This window comes from Marinomonas sp. 63XJN7_7_ISO-PGPR-S23-202 (assembly GCF_056173505.1).
On record NZ_CM149677.1, the window covers coordinates 813,264 to 829,883 of the forward strand.

The window sequence follows — 16,620 nt, forward strand, 5'->3', positions numbered from 1 at the left end:
GGCATTACTGGATAGTATAAAAGTTAACATTAGGTTGCGGGGTTTCTACATTGACGGCACGATAACCCGGGCGAATTTGGCACTTCGGATCTTTGTCAATGCTGGAAGGGTTGCTGACACATTGGCGAAAGTTTTCTTGCAATGCCATTTCAACAACGGTTTCAAACGTTCCATCTTCATGCTCACGTTGGGAGACGATTTTTGCGCCGACTAAATAGGCATCAACATAAGAACGTAATTCATCATGTTGCAAAACCATGTTGCTTAACGAACTGGTGCCGTCAATTTTCAGACCGTATACTCGCTCAGATAGATTTCGGTAGGCATCCAGTGTGGAACTGCGCAATGCCATTAATTTTGCTTGAGATTTAGTGTAGCGCTTACTGGGGTTGATGGCCGCATATCCTGTAGCATGAATGATGATTGGTTCTTGTTTTATAACACCGATTACATTGGTCGCGTTTTGCACATTATTATTCGGGTTATTAAGCGCCGTTGCCGTTGGTGAGCCGACGATATTGCCATTACAGGGGCCAACAGTGGTACAGGTCATCGCCGTACCTTGGCCTAAATTTTGGCATCCCGCTAAGGTGGCCCCCAACGCGGCCAATAAGAGTAGTTGAATCGTCATTTTCATGGTGGCGTCCCCTAAATGGAAGTCCTATATCTCGTTTTTTGCATGGAAAGATCGCGGCAGTCGTCTTGTGTTGGCGATGTTTAACCATAGGAATAATGTATGCCTGTAGCAAAAAGTAGACCAGATAATGACTTCTTTCCTTTGCTAGGGGCAAAATGTAAACCATTTGTCAGTGAGGCGTCCACGGTTTCCCGTGTAAATCTGCTTATTTTACCCGCATGATGTGACTTTTTTCCCGGTTGGTTGTATGCCTTTTCGGGGGAAGGACGTGTTTTTGTTTTTAGAAGGTATTATACTGTTTTTATATACAGTTTCTGGGTAGCGATATGGCTAAGCTTAGGAAGATCATTCATATCGATGCAGATTGCTTCTATGCTGCCATTGAGATGCGTGATGACCCTTCTTTGGAAAAGGTGCCCTTGGCTATTGGGGGGGCATCTCAATCTCGTGGTGTGTTATGTACGGCAAATTACCATGCTCGTACTTTCGGTGTACGTTCTGCTATGCCGAGTGCCATCGCCAAACGCCTGTGCCCAAATTTAATTATTATGCCCGGAAATATGGAAAAATATCGTATTGCCTCGCGGCAAATGCATGCCATTTTCCGGCAGTATACTGACATAATAGAGCCGCTTTCCCTCGATGAAGCTTATTTGGATGTGACGGACGCTTCTTCCTGTCAAGGCAGTGCGACATTGATTGCTCAAGCAATACGAGAACAAATCTTTAACGAAGTCGGTATTCGAGTCTCCGCTGGTGTCGCGACAAATAAATTTATTGCTAAAGTGGCCAGTGATTGGAATAAACCCAATGGTTTGAAGACGGTTACACCAGAAAGTCAATTTGAGTTTGTATCACAGTTGCCTGTGAAATGTATTTCGGGGATTGGTAAGGTCTCTCAAGAAAAATTGGCGGCCATTGGTGTACATCACTGTGCGGATCTACAGACAATAGATTTCTCATTATTGCAGAAAACCGTTGGGAGTATGGCGTTTCGACTGCAGCAATATGCCAAGGGGATTGATGATCGCCCTGTGCAAGTATCCCGTGAGCGCAAGAGCGTGTCTGTTGAACATACGTTTCCCCATGATTTGTCTTCACTAGAAGAGTGTTTGAGCATGCTACCAGAACTGCTGGCGAGTTTAGAGGCGCGTTTAGCGGGGCGAGATTTTTATCCGCAGATTAGCAAATACTATTTGAAATTAAAGTTTAATGACTTTAGACAAACAACAGTAGAACAACCGATTCAAAGCTGTTTCTCCAGTGAAGTGTTTGCCTCCTTACTGCATCAGGCTTATTCACGCCATATGCGTCCTGTTCGATTGATTGGGGTAGGTTATCGCTTATCTGTACAGCAGGCAGAACAGCTAAGCATTGCGTTTGATTAACCTGTTTCCTGATCGATTTTGTGATTTTTCTGATCAAAAAATGTACGATTGTTTTCTTGCTGCTATAGTTATTAGAACGATTAATAGTTGCTAGAGCGATTATCGTTATCTGAATGGGGATAGCTGTTGGAATAGGAGCAGTTGTTGAAATGGATCAATGGAACGGGCGAGTGGATTACCTAGTCAACGACACAATGCAGTAATGAGACCAAGCCCTCACTTCTCAAACGGTAGGTGTTGAGTGGAGTTAGGGGTTGTAGTAAGACAAGGTAAATTACCTCGTATGTCATTTTTTTGATGTGTAGGTGTTGTCTTATGATGAAGCATCCAAATGGCTTCTATGATTGGAAGCATGATATGCCAGAGTCTTTAGCTGGACGTTTACGTTTTGAGGTGGCTCAAACACTGAGAAGCGTTTATGCAGATGAAGCTCTTGTCAATGAAATAGATACTCTCTACCTCCCTTTTGCGAATTGGTTAAGTGGTAAAGTCTCGTTTAAACAAGGACCTCTGGTGGTGGGGTTAGGTGGGCCTCAAGGCTGTGGAAAAACGACCTTTTGCCGCGTCATTAGCCGTATTCTTAATAAAGGGTTCGGACTCAATAGTGTGGTGGTCAGTTTGGACGATCTCTATAGCACGCATAAAGATCGCTTGAAATACGCCAATAGCACACACTCCTTATTTTCCACGCGAGGGGTGCCAGGTACGCATGATATACCATTGGCACAGAGTGTCTTCGCTCGTTTAAAAAACCTCAAACAAGACGAAGTAATGCGTGTGCCCGCTTTTGATAAATCCCTTGATGATAGAAAGCCTGTGAATCTATGGCCCGAAGTGCAAGGGCCTATTGATGTGGTTTTATTTGAAGGTTGGTGTGTGGGGGCGTTTTCTCTTGGAGAAACAATTGATAAGCCGATTAATCGCTTGGAGCACGATAAAGACCCAGAGGGAGTTTGGAGAAAAGCGGTCAATGAGCATCTTCATGAGGACTATAAGGCGCTGTTTGATTTGATTGATATTCAAATGTGGATGCAATCACCCAGTTATGATGTGGTCTATGAATGGCGTAACAAACAAGAGCGTATGCTTGAGGATCATCTGCATGATATTCATGGGGGAGTATTGGACACTCTGGACATCAAAATCATGTCGCCGGAAGCGCTTAAAGGCTTTATGCAGTATTATGAACGTTTAACGCGCTATCTCTTAGCTGTCATGCCTGAGCGATCGGATGTGCTGTTTTCGTTAGATCGGCATCAGAAGGTGAAGCAGCTGCGTTTTCCAATAGAGCATTGAGTGTATTCTTGGTAGGAAAACGCTTGGTAGGAAAACGGCCACAATTTGGTGTCATTATGATAGGCTAATGCACAACGTATTAGCCTATTTTTTTTGGAGTAAATAATGGCCGAATTATTACCGAGTGTTGTGGTGGAGACGGCGCAGAATCCTGACTCTGCTGTTATTTGGTTGCATGGTTTAGGGTCGGATGGTCATGATTTTGAAGGCATTGTCCCGGCATTGACACTTGATCCATCCTTAAAAGTGCGTTTTGTGTTTCCCCATGCGCCCATTCGTCCGGTGACGGTCAATGGCGGTATGGAAATGCGAGCCTGGTATGACATTTACGAAATCACTTTGGAACGTAAGGTTGATATAGACAATATTGCGGAGTCTTGCGCGCAAGTCAGTGACCTTATTGAAGCACAAATCGCACAAGGTATTGATCCTAGCCGTATTGTCGTAGCGGGATTTTCACAAGGTGGTGTGATTGCTTATCAGCTATCCCTGACGACCTCTTATTCATTGTCTGGGGTTATGGCGCTATCGACTTATTTGGCGAATAAGTCAATGGTGTCTGAAGCGTCAGAGTGTGCGAATGGCAAGACGCCTTTTTTGATTCACCATGGCAAGCAAGACCCTGTAGTGCCCATCAGTCTATCGCAAGAGGCTAGTCAGCTTTTAAGTGATAAGGGATATCTGGTTGACTATAAAACCTATGATATGCCCCATTCCGTTTGTCCTGAGCAAATTCAGGATATCTCCGCTTGGCTGAATGCGCGTTTGGCGTAATAAAGGGTTAAATTCAACTCGCCCTTTGCTAAAAGACAGTTTAACGCACCGTATATTGAAGAGATTACTAAGGAAATGAATCATGGTTTCAGCGTCATTAGAAACGGATGAATGGCTTAACTTTGCCAAAAATGTCGCCACACACGCTGGGCAGATGATGATCGAGGCCAGAAACAAAGCGACTTTTTCTACAGACTACAAAGCAGATCATGAACTGGTGACATCGGCCGATTTGGCAATCGATGCCTATATTTGCCAGCAAATCACACAAACGTTTCCAGATCATGTGATTTTGTCGGAGGAGTCGTCCCCTAAGCTTGCCCTTGCTGAGCTTGCTAATAAGCCGGTTTGGGTCATTGATCCGATTGATGGTACGGTCAATTTTGCCCATGGTCATCGTCATGTGGCTGTGTCGATTGGCCTGTATCTAGCCGGAGAACGCGTACTTGGGGTAGTGAATGCGCCATTTTTAGAGGAATGTTTCTGGGCAGTGAAAGGGAAAGGGGCCTTTTTAAATGGCGAACGCCTTTTTGTTTCCCAGCAAACACAGTGTCGCAATGCTTTGGTGGCAACGGGTTTTCCCTACGATAAAAGTACGCTCCCCAGTATTATCCGACGTGTCAGCGTCATTTTGACTAAATGTCAGGATATTCGTCGAAATGGCTCCGCTGCGTTAGATTTGTGTTGGGTCGCGGCTGGGCGTTTAGAGGCGTATTTTGAAAGCCTGAAGCCTTGGGATATGGCCGCTGGAGCGTTAATCGCTCAAGAAGCCGGGGCGACAATCGGGCGTTATGAGTCAATTAGCTCCCCTTGGCCTGAGGCGATTAATGGGGAGGCGTTATTGGTGTCGGTACCCGCTCTTTATGAGGAATTATTGTCTTTGTTAAGTCAGGCATAATGAACTGTTTTATGGTTTTAGCCGTAAGTTGATATTTGTATGAGGTTTTTATGTCGTTGACGGCGTTTTTTAGTTTACTGGCGGTGTCTGCAGTGGTCATTGTTGTGGCCTTGATTGTGATTGTCCGCCAGTTAAAGGTTGCCAAAACTCGTGAAGAGCGGATCAAAGAAGGTGAGAAGCGCGTTGTTCAAGAGCGTCAAGCGCGGATTGATAGTATTCAGATTTTGCTCAAAACCGTTGGTTCCGAGGAGTTAGGTTGGGTTGAGGCAAGTATTCGTATTAAAAATCTGCTGGATCAGTTAGGGTTGGATTTGTCCGATCATAAGGATATTTGTGTGATTTATGATTTACATGAGCAAACGGAACATATTCCAACACATGAGCAATGGAGTGCCTTGCCAAAAGAAGCACGTAAAAAGTTTCGCGTCGAAATGGATAACTATGAACAGCAGTATGCTGAGCACTTAGTACGTGCTAAAAACGCCTTGTTGAACTATTCCTTCCAATAGAGATGGTTGAAGGCTTGTGCTTCGTATTAAATGGTACTCGGCGTTGAATGGTATTTCGTTCTATTTACTAGGCATAAACGGGTTATTTAGAGATGATCGCTCAATTGGTTTTATCCATAGCGCTATTTTTTATTTTATTAGTTGCTATCATGCTTTTTTATATGCGTTACCAATCAAAAATTCCATATTATCGTATGACGGAGGCGGATTGTGTTGGTTTGCTCGCCAAGGCCGTACAAGGTAATTTACCTGAGCAAGACTGGGATATGTTCATTGGCATGATGATTCGTGACAATGAACAAATAGAGAATTTACGTACCAAGTGTTATGTCATTGACGACGCGTTTCGTAAAGAAACTAAGCTCGTTGATGGTCGACAATGTGTGCGTTTTCATTCTGAAGGGCTTAAGCAGTTAACCTGTTTATTGGATGAGTGGCAGCATAAAACACATTTAATCGTCTAAATTTAATAATCGAAAGAATCTTATTGGGCATTCTGCCCAAATTGTCTTGGTACAAACATCGTATTTAATAAGGTAGTGTGAGGGATGTATATATGAGTGAATTGGAAAAGTGGCTGGGTGAAGGGTCTGCCATGTTGCCTTGGTTGACCGATATGGCGATCAATATCGTCATTGGCCTTGTGATTTTATTGGTCGGTAAATATATCGCCTCTAAAATATCCCGTTGGTGTGAAAACAGAATGCTCAAAGCCTCTGTGGATCGTGCGGTAGCAGGTTTTACATCCAGTATTCTGTATGCCTTAATGTTTGCTGGTGTGGTATTAATGGCATTAGGACAGGTTGGGGTTCAAACCACCTCGTTTATAGCCATTTTAGGTGCGGCAGGTTTAGCCGTTGGCTTGGCCTTGCAAGGATCTTTATCTAACTTCGCTTCTGGTGTGTTAATTATTCTTTTACGTCCTTTTCGTGCAGGCGACTTTATTGATGGTGGCGGGCAAATGGGAACCGTTGATCGTATAGAGTTATTCCATACCTATCTAAAAACACCGGATAACCGTGTGATCATCATTCCCAACTCTTCGATGATGAACGGTTCCATTGTCAACTACTCTCGCGAAGCAACTCGTCGTTTGGATTTGGTGGTGGGTATTAGTTATGACGCCGACATTCGTCTTGCTAAAAGCATCATGGAAGACATTATTAACGCGGATGAACGCATTCTCAAAGAGCCGAAGTATTTAGTAGCCGTGTCTGAATTGGCTGACAGTTCGGTGAATTTCTTTGTGAGACCTTGGGTGAATGCCGGAGACTATTGGACCGTCAGAGCGGATTTACTAGAGAAATTTAAATACGCCTTTGATGAACAAGGTGTTGGTATTCCTTACCCTCAAATGGATGTTCATCTACATAACAAAGAAGCATAACCACTTCGCTTTATACACATCATATAAGTATAAACATGCCGTCAGACGTTGGTTTGATGGCATGTTTTATTAAGATTTGAGACCTTTACACGATGTCACGAGCGACGCCAAGACACGGCAAAAACAGACGAGAAAGCGGAGTTTATCGCTATAAATGAGCATTTTGAGTCTGTTTTTAACAAAGTGTTGGCAAGCGCAGTAGTCGTGCAAAAGTCTCGATTTCTAACATATTGTTGACTAACTAAGCCTACTACTATGAGTCGATATCGTCCTCCATCCCCACCTAAATCCGCTTACATCACACACGAAGGGGCTCAAACCTAAAATACTTATGGAAAGAAAAGCGCCCAGTAGTGACTGAGAGCGTTCGAGAGCGGAAACCACTCTTGCGGAATGGCAACATTTATTGATCCCCAACTCGCCATGGATTTGATCAACAGCCCACCCAAACCTGACACTCATATAGAATAACCTCCATTTGACTCGCATCAACGAGCTTCGTTGTGAGGTGAATATCAAAGAAATTATTCCATGCGTTTGGGCTCAACATAGTGAATTTACCTATCTATAGCGAAGAATCTATACCCTTTGCTCACTGCTCTATCAAGAAACGATCAATAGTATTCCTCTTTTTATCATCTTGCCTCGACGGCGTATCTGAGCGTCTTTCCAACTGTTTTTGCTAGGCTAACCACTAGCCACACTTCCCAAATCAAGTCGCACTGAGGAGCGGGGTTACTTAAAGCAACCTCAGTATGATCAATAGCATGATATATGTCATTACAATAAATGTAGGAATCAAAGTTTTTAGTGTTTCTCGCAAAGAAATAAATTTCTAATTTACTATAAGATTGTTTTTGTTAAGGGGAAGAAGTAACAAAACGAGTTTGTCCTTACTTACTGTTTGAGGAAAAATCTAAGTGAATTTGATAGGTGAAACCCTAGCCTTAGTTGCAGAAAATATTAACCAATACTTTAATAATCTTCATGGTGAAAATTATGAAAGAGTTATGGTTTCTAACATAGTTGGCCAAGATGGTAGCCTCTATGAGAATGCAATAAATAAATTAGTGATTTTTTTGGCTAATATTCAAAGTGAAACGATAGTGAGTACCTATAACAGCAATGTTCCTTTAGGAAAAAATCGATATGGAATTGTTTCACCCCCACTTTATATTAATATTTACTTGCTTTTTTTTGCCAATTTTTATGATGAAAATTATCAAGAAGGCTTGGAGATGATCTCAGGGACAATTTCATTCTTTCAACAAAATCAGTATTTTACTCAAAGTAGTTTGCCTGGACTAAATAGAAGAATAGACAAACTGACATTTGAAATAGTGAATATGGATATGTCCGAACACAGCTATCTGATGGGGTTGGCAGGCACTAAATATCTGCCATCTGTATTATATAAGGTGAGAATGCTGCCCTTTGTTAGTGAGCAAATAACAGGTGAGAATGTCTCAGCTCAAGGTTTGCAAGGCAGATCAGATTCACTAGACGGTAATGGGTAGCTTAATGACGAATAGAATGATTAACCGTCGTCACGAGCACTCTTTGTTTAAAAAAGAAATGCCAGGCACGTCGCAGCTTTCGGAAGGGCCGCGGAAATATTTTTATAAAACACTAATGCGGATAAGCTTTTATCATGCTTATTATAATGACCAAAATGAAAGTTGTAATGATTTTAGCGTTGTTCCAACCAATGAGACCATCTCGCTAATAAAAAATTTAGGTCTATTGTTCCGGCAAGAAGTGTTTGGTTTTTCTATTTTGTATAATGCACATTTAGCAATCGAAAGGAAGAACTCAGTAACTGGTGATTTGATTAGATATCTAAAGCGACAATTTAAATCGATTGCTAATGAAGATAAAATTTGTACGGCTTTATCTTTTGTGCTGTTTATTAAGAATCCCTATTTTGTCAATTTTACAAAAATGCCTTTAAATAGTGATTTTTCAAAGTCTAATTACGTTTATAGCAATCAATCTGACCCAGTAATGGACTCGGATACAAAAAAGCTGGACGCGGCTTGGTTAAAAACGGTACCTCCTGAGTATCAAATCAGCTTTCTTTATCCGTCACACTCTGGAGAAATGTGTTACGCAAAGCAAATTGTTGTGATGAACTTTAACCATGAATTTGTATTAGGGTTAGTTAATGATGATGCCTATCAAGACATTAAGGAAGAGTGTCTTCCTCCAGGTTTTGTGAAGGTGGATAAAAATAATGTGTATATTGACTTTTTTACAGAGCCAGAAGGTGTTTATTTTATTAAATGGTTTGATTTACAAGAAGCGGAACTGTCGTTATGGATCAAAGAGTATGCTGATATGCCTTGTCCTGTTCCTCTCGCTGAAGAAACTGTTCTTTATAGCATAAGTACTCCTACGCCCGCTGGTTTTATTAATATCTGGTTGAGCAATAATCTTGAAGAAGATAAAGGTAAAGAGAAAAAGAAAGAAACCCTTTCCCCTTTTCCCTTTACTGTTTTAGCCAATTCAGAGCAGTTAAAGTCAGCACAGTTTCAGGCTGTTAAGCCTCAGTTTTTTAATATCCATTTTGAGAATCGTGCAACTTATTGGTTTTATTGGATAGTACCGCAATCTCTTAGTGCGGGAAATTTGGAATACATGCGCATTAAGTCTATAGGTACAGATAAATACAGATTTACCAAACCAATTAAAAGTCAACTTGCTAATGGTAAAACAGCATGGTGGTGTGTATCTGAAACACCAATACCTTTACAACAAAGATCGTTGGTACGTTTGAGCTTAAGCGAGTATTTTAACTGCAATTGTCTGGATGATTGCGATTGCAAACCCAGTCGTGAACGCATAAAAAATTTGCCTCTGGCTTCTGCTGAGCAGGTATTAAACCATAATTTTTTTAATGACGAAATTAAATGTAAATTAGAGGATATGTGTATGAAAGAAAAAATTTTTTCACAAATTTTTATATACATCTAATGGATGATGGGTTTCTAAAAGAAGTACTAAAAAGAGCAAACAAGCGGATCAATAACACTGTAATTAACGCAAAGGATGAATGATGGCAAATTTTAAAAATAGAAGCACCCCGGGGGTTTATGTCAATGAGCTGGATGCATTTCCACCATCTATTGTGGGGGTGCAAACTGCGCTACCAGCATTTATTGGTTATACCGAAAAAGCGGAGATCAATGGCAAGCCTGTACCAAATAAACCGATTAAAATAAATTCACTGGCTGATTATATCTCTATTTTTGGTGCTGGTTTTAGGCAGGAGTATAACATTAAAAAATTCTCTTGCGTTGACGTAAATCAGGCTGATAATTATTCGGAAACAGCCGCCTCTGCCTTTTTTAGTACGAAAGTAGCATTACCTACGACAGTCACAGAAAACAGTGATAAAAAAAAGATTATCAATATGGCTGTAGTTTCTGCATCTGAATATTTTAATAAAAATGTAGGGGATTCTATAAAAGAAATTAACTCAACATTTGAATTGGATAGTGGTTTTATTTCAAATGCAAAGGATCAAGTTATAGCGAATATAAAGCCACTTTTTTCTAATTCTACTAATGAAGATATTAGTGCTGTAGCGGAAGCAGCAGTTAATGCTATCAACGAAGGAATAGTGTTAGCCTCTAAGGCTACTGCTGTTGAAAGTGCACAATGGATCAATGTCGCTGTTGAGATTGGGGTTGATAATCTTACAGTTCAGAATGAATTGCTGAAGAGTCCAGTTGATCAGAACGAAATTCAAAATGCTATTACACCTACTCTGACTACGGTGTTAGAGGGTTATAATAATAATTATGACTTTAAAATAGCAGATAACAATGGCTTTCAATACTACAATCTAAATCCAGACTCAGACATTAAATTTAACCTATTTAGAAGTCTGAAGTTGTATTATGCCAATGGGGGCGGTGCTTGTTATATCGTGTCTGTTGGTAATTATAGCGGCCAGCCTTCTAAAGAGAATATTCTAGCAGGTCTTAACGCAATTGCTGATCAGGTAGGCCCAACTATATTAGTTGTACCTGATGCCGTGCTTGTTCAAGGGCAACCTCAATTCGCTGACATTTGCACGACTATGTTGTCCCAGTGCGGCAAGTTACAGGACCGAGTTGCTATCCTGGATGTTTATGGCGGTGGCAATGTGACAAAGCTAAATGTAAGTGGCACTATCAAAAAATTTCAAGAAAATGTCGGATCGGAATACCTAAATTACGGCATGGCGTACTTTCCTTTTTTGGAAACATCTGTGGTGTCTGTCAGCGACTTTAATTACACCAATATTAAAGATTATAGTGATGGTAACGGGCCCCTTCAAAATATTTTGACGCAACAAGCTAAAAACCTTTATGGAGACAGTTCAACAAAAACCCAAACGATTATAAATGATTATATATCTAAGATGGGAGATACAACTGATAACACAACCGTTTCAGGAAGAAAAGCTATTACCACCTTGAACCAGAACCTCAGTGCTTCACTGCCAGTACTCGATGAAATGTTTAAGATTATGACTGCTCAAAATAATGTTTTGCCGCCCAGTGGCGCCATGGCCGGGGTTTTTTGCGCCAATGATGATAATAAAGGGGTCTGGAATGCCCCAGCTAATGTCTCGTTAAATTCAGTGATTAAACCTACCTATAAACTGACCGCTGAAGAGCAGGGTGATATTAACGTCCCTATTAATGGTAAGTCTGTCTGTGCACTACGTGAATTTATCGGTCGTGGCACAGTGGTATGGGGCGCACGTACCTTGGATGGTAACAGTAACGACTGGCGCTATATTCAGGTAAGGCGCACTTTAACATATATTGAAACCTCCGTTAAACAGGCTATGCAACCTTTTATTTTTGCCGCTAATGACGGTAATACTTGGGTGAAAGTCACCTCTATGGTGTCGTCTTTTCTACAAACTCTGTGGTCACAAGGTGGCCTAATGGGGAATACCCCATCTGAGGCTTTTTCCGTGCAATGTGGCATGGGCAACACGATGACGCAACAGGATATTCTAGAAGGTTATATGGTGGTACAAGTGCAAGTAAGCTTGATTCGTCCAGCGGAATTCATCGAGCTGACATTCAAGCAAACCATGGAAGGCGGTTAATTCATTCTTACTGTTCTATTGCTGGCGGCTGGAATTGTAAAGTCAGCCCTAGCCTAGAATGTATTCTTATGGGTCACTGTTTTGGGGTGATCTATTTAACAATATAAATAAAGGAAACTAACTCATGGCAGGTGAAGTGCAAGATAATATTTGGCCGTTAACTAAGTTTTATTTTTCGGTCACACTGGGTGAAAACGACGCAGTGAGTTTTCAGGAAGTGGACGGCTTAGAAAGTGAAACTCAGGTAGTGGAATATCGTCATGGTAATAGCCCAGTATTTTCGCCGATCAAAATGCCGGGGCTGGCGCGGGTAGGCAATGTCACTATGCGTAAAGGCATTTTTATTAACGACTCAAATTTTTGGGACTGGTACAACGAGATCTCGATGAACACCATAGAGCGGCGTACGGTTGTGATCAGCTTGCTGGATGAATCCGGTACGCCAAAAACCACCTGGACACTAAATAATGCCTGGCCAACTAAGATAACAGGAACCGATCTTAAATCTGAAGGCAATGAGGTGGCCGTGGAGTCTGTGGAAATCGCCTATGAAACACTTGTGGTTGCGGCACCATAATGGCGGACTATTACCCGCCGGGTGCATTTTATTTTAGCCTGGCGGTGCTTGGTTCAGCCACCCCATTGGCCTTGCTGACAAGTATTGATGCGAGTTTTCAGGAAGTCAGCGGGATCCAGGCGGAGTTTGATGTGGAAGAAGTGAATGAGGGCGGTGAAAACCGCTTCGTTCATCAATTGCCGAAAGCGGCTAAATATAGCAATTTGATATTAAAACGGGGAGTAGTGACCGGAGAGTCTTTTTTAGCGGAGTGGGTAGGGCAGACGGTGGGGGCGAGTTTATCATTACCGATATCGACACAAAACCTACTGTTGACCTTATTGTCCGCGGATGGCAAGCCCAGTATTGCCTGGTTATTCGTCAATGCTTATCCGAAGCGTTGGGAGGTGTCACCAATGAATTCACAGGAAAGTCAGATCCTGACTGAAAGCCTAGAATTTACATATAATTATTTTGAACGGATTAACCTAGGTAGTGTCGCCTCTGTTGCCGCAAAAATAGCGCAATAGGCGTTGCGTTATTCGTAATCAAATGATCATCTACCAAAATTTGGCTTTAGCTATTGAGCGGCTTTTTAGCGAGTAGATAACAAAACACAGGAATCGGTATGTCGCTGGAAATAAATGAAATTGAATTAAAAATGAGCGTGGGGAATAACGCTGAACAACCGCGGTCTCAGGCCTCTGTTGCGAAGGACGATTCCTGTTGTGATCATGGTCATGAAGCCATAGTGGCTGATTGCACTCGTCTGGTATTGCAACGTTTAGCTCAATTGCAGGCGCGCTAATATGGGGGTGACCGGCGGCTTACAAAAAATGCTCATTAGCGCTTACAGTGATAGCAGTTTTAAAAACAAGGTGGGTAAATCTTTTTCTGTGAGCATTAATCCAGACAGTTATAAACATAACTATGAAATTTGTTATAGCGATACTCAAGCCCAGGGGAGTCCAGGGGGCTCTTCGCGCTTTAATAAAATTCCTGACGAAACCATGTCATTTGAGCTGGTATTTGATGGTACTGGTGTTGTTCCGGACGCATTACCACGTGTTGCTTCTTATCTTAAAAATGGCATCAGCGAGCAAATAAACGAATTTAAAGCCCTAGTTTTTACATATAACGGTCAAACCCATAGTCCTAATTTTATTACGCTGTGCTGGGGGACGTTATTGTTTAAATGTCGTCTGAAAAGTATGGACATGACTTACAGTCTGTTTAAACCGGATGGTACACCGTTACGAGCCAGAGCGAGTGTGGCATTTATCGGTTATACAGAAAGGCAGGAATTGGCTAAAAAAGCCAATAAGAGTTCGCCCGACTTATCTCATGTCGTAACGGTTAAAGCCGGCGATACCTTACCGCTGATGTGTTACAACATTTACGGTCAGAGTAATTACTATTTACAAGTCGCCGAAGTGAACAACTTGGTTGATTTCCGCCTACTTAAAGTGGGCACTCAGTTAGTTTTTCCTCCTTTGGAACAATAACGCTATGACCATTCCAACTCCCGAAAGCCGTAATACGTCACTTGTTTCTTTCACCATTAAAGTTGAAGGGCATACGATTGACAGTACATTTGAAGTGATTTCAATTGATACTTGGAACAGTGTCAATAAAGTCCCTAAAGCACAGTTAGTTTTGTTTGATGGTGATCCTGCATTGAGCAATTTTGAGATCAGCAATGGCGATACTTTTGTACCGGGTAATAAAGTGGAAATCTTTGCCGGATACGAACAACAGGAAACGCGCATTTTTAGCGGTTTGGTGGTTAAACAAAAAATAGAAATTAACGGTAACAGTGGCTCTAAGTTAGTTGTTGACCTGACTGATCCAGCGATAAAGATGACCTTAGAGCGTAAAAACAGCCAGTTTATTAATATCAAAGACAGTGAACTGATCAGCAAGCTGATTTCAGCTAATGGCCTAAGCAAGGACGTCACCCCGACAAACAATAAAGAGCCTGAGATAGTACAGTACTATACAAGTGATTGGGACTTGATGGTGATGCGGGCGGAATTAAACAGTTTGGTTGTTATTGTTGATGCTGGCAAAGTGATAGTAAAGCAACCTGACACAGCTAGCAGCCCAGTATTACAGCTAACTTACGGCGATTCTATTTTGGATCTACAGTTGGAAATGGATGCTGCAACCCAGTATTCAGCATCGGCTATTAAGAGTTATAGCTGGGATAATTCGGAGCAAAAATTAATAGAAGCCAGTCCGGGAAACGTTGCCGTGAGTGAACTGGGTAACCTGACCAGTAATGATCTGGCTAAAGTTTTTAAAGTGAAGAAGTTTGTTCAGCAAACGGGTGGTAACCTTAATAAAGTATCGTTAAAGAACTGGTCTTCAGCTGAGCTGATGCGTTCTAAGTTGTCTAAAATTCGTGGCACGGTCATGTTTCAGGGCTCAGCGTTAGTACAGACTGGCAAGATGATTGAATTGAATGGATTAGGACGACGTTTTAATGGTAAAGCCTATGTTAGTGGAATACATCATTCTATTTACAACGGCGAATGGCAGACCCGGGTCGAAGTTGGTTTATCGGCACAAAGTTTTGCATCAAAAACGGCTGATATTGCTGCACCTGATGCTGCCGGGCAGTTACCGCCTATAAAAGGATTGCAAACCGGTATAGTCAAAAAAATAAGCGATGACCCTGATGGAGAGTTTCGGGTGCAGGTGAGCATGCCTATTTTGCAAGATGACAGCAAAGGGATTTGGGTACGTTTGGGGAATTTTTACGCATCTAATCATGCCGGTGCTGTCTTCTTTCCTGAAGTGCATGATGAGGTGGTGATCGGTTTTATGAATGATGACCCTCGTTATGGGGTGATCTTAGGCAGTCTGTACAGTAAAAAGAAGCAACCCCCAGTTAAACCAGATAAAGAGAATACTTATAAAGTGATGAAGACTAAGGGCGGTCTGGAAATACTGTTTAATGATAAAGATAAAACGATCGAATTGAATACACCAGCCAAACAGCAGATCAAGATCAACGATAACAGCCAATCTATTTCCATCAAAGATTGCAATGACAATCAAATCTCCTTATCAAAAGGCGGAATTAGCCTAAGCAGTGCTTCCAATTTAAAACTCAGTGCCAAAGGCGATATCACCTTGGACGCTAAAAAGAATATTAAGGTAAAAGCAGCCGCCTCTGCATCAATGGCCGGACTGACAGTTGAGCATAAAGCAAGCTCTGGTTTTTCTGCTAAAGGCGCCACAGCCACGGTAAGAGGCAGTACCTTACTGACGCTGAAAGGAGCCTTGGTTAAGATCAATTAAATCATAAAAAATAAGGAGAAATACTATGCCACCAGCAGCAAGGTTAGCAGATATTCATCAATGCCCGTTGAGTACGCCGATTGGTCCTGTCATGGTTCCTCATGTCGGCGGTCCTATTTTAGGTCCTGGCGTGTCGACTGTATTGATTGGTGGTTTACCTGCCGCCAAAGTAGGGGATATGGCATTTTGTATCGGTCCTCCAGATACCATAGTTAAAGGTTCTGCAACCGTTAAAATTATGGGGATGCCTGCCGCACGTATGGGAGATAAAACGGCCCATGGCGGCACTATAGTATCTGGTAACCCGTTAGTGATGATAGGCGGTTAACCTATGGAAAACGTGGAGACCGCATTTTTAGGTACGGGTTGGAGTTTCCCGCCGACGTTTTCGCGTAGCGATAACAGCATTCAGATGGTGAGTGATGATCAAGATATAAAAGAGAGTTTGACTATTTTATTTTCGACCAGCTTAGGTGCTCGCCTAATGTTACCAGGATATGGCTGTAATTTATGGGATGATGTGTTTCAGAACTTAACAACAACAGCTAAAACTCAGTTGGCTGAGGTTGTGAATACCGCCATTATTAACTGGGAAACACGAATTGATGTTGTTGATATTCAGATAAAACAAGCGCATGAAATGGACGGTCAAGTAATGATTGTGGTGGACTATATCATTCGTCAGACCAATACGCGAAGTAATCTAGTTTACCCTTTTTATCAAGTTGAAGGCACATTAGTTACGGCAGATGGTTAAAC

The 16,620-nt window shown here is 41.9% G+C and carries 19 protein-coding genes; 18 read left to right on the plus strand and 1 reads right to left on the minus strand.

Annotated elements, in window-relative coordinates; genetic code table 11:
- Nucleotides 1-4: 4 nt before the first annotated feature.
- On the minus strand, nt 5-637 hold the full coding sequence (locus AC0VYG_RS03770; RefSeq protein WP_475431010.1) for an LPP20 family lipoprotein: 633 nt from the start codon (nt 635-637) through the stop codon (nt 5-7).
- A gap of 99 nt (nt 638-736) precedes the next feature.
- Between AC0VYG_RS03770 and AC0VYG_RS03775 the strand changes: the two genes are divergently transcribed.
- The 18 genes from AC0VYG_RS03775 to AC0VYG_RS03860 all read left to right on the plus strand — a co-directional run bounded on the left by AC0VYG_RS03775 (nt 737) and on the right by AC0VYG_RS03860 (nt 16,618).
- Nucleotides 737-859 carry a hypothetical protein gene (locus tag AC0VYG_RS03775; protein WP_475449895.1) on the plus strand — a complete coding sequence of 41 codons (123 nt, stop codon included), beginning with the start codon at nt 737-739 and terminating at the stop codon, nt 857-859.
- Between the two features lie 104 nt (nt 860-963).
- The gene (dinB, locus tag AC0VYG_RS03780) at nt 964-2,025 is read left to right on the plus strand and encodes a DNA polymerase IV (RefSeq protein WP_475431011.1); all 1,062 of its coding nucleotides are present in this window, start codon (nt 964-966) and stop codon (nt 2,023-2,025) included.
- Nucleotides 2,026-2,340: 315 nt separating this feature from the next.
- Nucleotides 2,341-3,321 (plus strand): hypothetical protein, encoded by a 981-nt coding sequence (locus AC0VYG_RS03785; RefSeq protein WP_475431013.1) that lies wholly within the window; start codon nt 2,341-2,343, stop codon nt 3,319-3,321.
- A gap of 105 nt (nt 3,322-3,426) precedes the next feature.
- Complete coding sequence (locus tag AC0VYG_RS03790; RefSeq protein WP_475431014.1) at nt 3,427-4,095, plus strand: alpha/beta hydrolase; 669 nt, start codon at nt 3,427-3,429, stop codon at nt 4,093-4,095.
- 82 nt (nt 4,096-4,177) lie between these two features.
- On the plus strand, nt 4,178-4,993 hold the full coding sequence (locus tag AC0VYG_RS03795) for an inositol monophosphatase family protein (RefSeq protein ID WP_475431015.1): 816 nt from the start codon (nt 4,178-4,180) through the stop codon (nt 4,991-4,993).
- Between the two features lie 50 nt (nt 4,994-5,043).
- Nucleotides 5,044-5,502, plus strand: coding sequence for a DUF2489 domain-containing protein (locus tag AC0VYG_RS03800; RefSeq protein WP_475431016.1), 459 nt, complete (start codon nt 5,044-5,046; stop codon nt 5,500-5,502).
- A gap of 92 nt (nt 5,503-5,594) precedes the next feature.
- Nucleotides 5,595-5,966 (plus strand): hypothetical protein, encoded by a 372-nt coding sequence (locus AC0VYG_RS03805; protein WP_475431017.1) that lies wholly within the window; start codon nt 5,595-5,597, stop codon nt 5,964-5,966.
- A gap of 92 nt (nt 5,967-6,058) precedes the next feature.
- Nucleotides 6,059-6,889: a mechanosensitive ion channel family protein gene (locus tag AC0VYG_RS03810; RefSeq protein WP_475431018.1), complete on the plus strand. Its 831-nt coding sequence runs from the start codon at nt 6,059-6,061 to the stop codon at nt 6,887-6,889.
- 920 nt (nt 6,890-7,809) lie between these two features.
- Nucleotides 7,810-8,406 (plus strand): Pvc16 family protein, encoded by a 597-nt coding sequence (locus AC0VYG_RS03815; RefSeq protein WP_475431019.1) that lies wholly within the window; start codon nt 7,810-7,812, stop codon nt 8,404-8,406.
- Between the two features lie 16 nt (nt 8,407-8,422).
- On the plus strand, nt 8,423-9,862 hold the full coding sequence (locus AC0VYG_RS03820; protein WP_475431020.1) for a hypothetical protein: 1,440 nt from the start codon (nt 8,423-8,425) through the stop codon (nt 9,860-9,862).
- A 79-nt stretch (nt 9,863-9,941) separates the two neighbouring features.
- Nucleotides 9,942-11,999, plus strand: a complete 2,058-nt coding sequence (locus AC0VYG_RS03825) for a phage tail sheath family protein (RefSeq protein WP_475431021.1) — start codon at nt 9,942-9,944, stop codon at nt 11,997-11,999.
- A gap of 124 nt (nt 12,000-12,123) precedes the next feature.
- A complete protein-coding gene (locus AC0VYG_RS03830) occupies nt 12,124-12,576 on the plus strand; it encodes a phage tail protein (RefSeq protein WP_475431022.1) in 453 nt (150 codons plus the stop codon).
- Nucleotides 12,576-13,085 carry a phage tail protein gene (locus tag AC0VYG_RS03835; protein ID WP_475431023.1) on the plus strand — a complete coding sequence of 170 codons (510 nt, stop codon included), beginning with the start codon at nt 12,576-12,578 and terminating at the stop codon, nt 13,083-13,085. The genes AC0VYG_RS03830 and AC0VYG_RS03835 overlap by 1 nt, the downstream gene beginning before the upstream one ends.
- Before the next feature lie 98 nt (nt 13,086-13,183).
- Complete coding sequence (locus AC0VYG_RS03840) at nt 13,184-13,363, plus strand: DUF5908 family protein (protein WP_475431024.1); 180 nt, start codon at nt 13,184-13,186, stop codon at nt 13,361-13,363.
- Between the two features lies 1 nt (nt 13,364).
- A complete protein-coding gene (locus AC0VYG_RS03845; RefSeq protein WP_475431025.1) occupies nt 13,365-14,060 on the plus strand; it encodes a CIS tube protein in 696 nt (231 codons plus the stop codon).
- Between the two features lie 4 nt (nt 14,061-14,064).
- A complete protein-coding gene (vgrG, locus tag AC0VYG_RS03850) occupies nt 14,065-15,861 on the plus strand; it encodes a type VI secretion system tip protein VgrG (protein ID WP_475431026.1) in 1,797 nt (598 codons plus the stop codon).
- A gap of 25 nt (nt 15,862-15,886) precedes the next feature.
- Nucleotides 15,887-16,189, plus strand: a complete 303-nt coding sequence (locus AC0VYG_RS03855) for a PAAR domain-containing protein (protein ID WP_475431027.1) — start codon at nt 15,887-15,889, stop codon at nt 16,187-16,189.
- 3 nt (nt 16,190-16,192) lie between these two features.
- Nucleotides 16,193-16,618, plus strand: a complete 426-nt coding sequence (locus tag AC0VYG_RS03860) for a GPW/gp25 family protein (protein ID WP_475431028.1) — start codon at nt 16,193-16,195, stop codon at nt 16,616-16,618.
- Nucleotides 16,619-16,620: the final 2 nt, after the last annotated feature.

Coding starts and splice junctions, on each gene's coding strand:
- AC0VYG_RS03770 (WP_475431010.1), bottom strand. CDS start 637: ATGAAAATGACGATTCAACTACTCTTATTGGCCGCGTTGGGGGCCACC.
- AC0VYG_RS03775 (WP_475449895.1), top strand. CDS start 737: ATGCCTGTAGCAAAAAGTAGACCAGATAATGACTTCTTTCCTTTGCTA.
- dinB (WP_475431011.1), top strand. CDS start 964: ATGGCTAAGCTTAGGAAGATCATTCATATCGATGCAGATTGCTTCTAT.
- AC0VYG_RS03785 (WP_475431013.1), top strand. CDS start 2,341: ATGATGAAGCATCCAAATGGCTTCTATGATTGGAAGCATGATATGCCA.
- AC0VYG_RS03790 (WP_475431014.1), top strand. CDS start 3,427: ATGGCCGAATTATTACCGAGTGTTGTGGTGGAGACGGCGCAGAATCCT.
- AC0VYG_RS03795 (WP_475431015.1), top strand. CDS start 4,178: ATGGTTTCAGCGTCATTAGAAACGGATGAATGGCTTAACTTTGCCAAA.
- AC0VYG_RS03800 (WP_475431016.1), top strand. CDS start 5,044: ATGTCGTTGACGGCGTTTTTTAGTTTACTGGCGGTGTCTGCAGTGGTC.
- AC0VYG_RS03805 (WP_475431017.1), top strand. CDS start 5,595: ATGATCGCTCAATTGGTTTTATCCATAGCGCTATTTTTTATTTTATTA.
- AC0VYG_RS03810 (WP_475431018.1), top strand. CDS start 6,059: ATGAGTGAATTGGAAAAGTGGCTGGGTGAAGGGTCTGCCATGTTGCCT.
- AC0VYG_RS03820 (WP_475431020.1), top strand. CDS start 8,423: ATGATTAACCGTCGTCACGAGCACTCTTTGTTTAAAAAAGAAATGCCA.
- AC0VYG_RS03825 (WP_475431021.1), top strand. CDS start 9,942: ATGATGGCAAATTTTAAAAATAGAAGCACCCCGGGGGTTTATGTCAAT.
- AC0VYG_RS03830 (WP_475431022.1), top strand. CDS start 12,124: ATGGCAGGTGAAGTGCAAGATAATATTTGGCCGTTAACTAAGTTTTAT.
- AC0VYG_RS03835 (WP_475431023.1), top strand. CDS start 12,576: ATGGCGGACTATTACCCGCCGGGTGCATTTTATTTTAGCCTGGCGGTG.
- AC0VYG_RS03840 (WP_475431024.1), top strand. CDS start 13,184: ATGTCGCTGGAAATAAATGAAATTGAATTAAAAATGAGCGTGGGGAAT.
- AC0VYG_RS03845 (WP_475431025.1), top strand. CDS start 13,365: ATGGGGGTGACCGGCGGCTTACAAAAAATGCTCATTAGCGCTTACAGT.
- vgrG (WP_475431026.1), top strand. CDS start 14,065: ATGACCATTCCAACTCCCGAAAGCCGTAATACGTCACTTGTTTCTTTC.
- AC0VYG_RS03855 (WP_475431027.1), top strand. CDS start 15,887: ATGCCACCAGCAGCAAGGTTAGCAGATATTCATCAATGCCCGTTGAGT.
- AC0VYG_RS03860 (WP_475431028.1), top strand. CDS start 16,193: ATGGAAAACGTGGAGACCGCATTTTTAGGTACGGGTTGGAGTTTCCCG.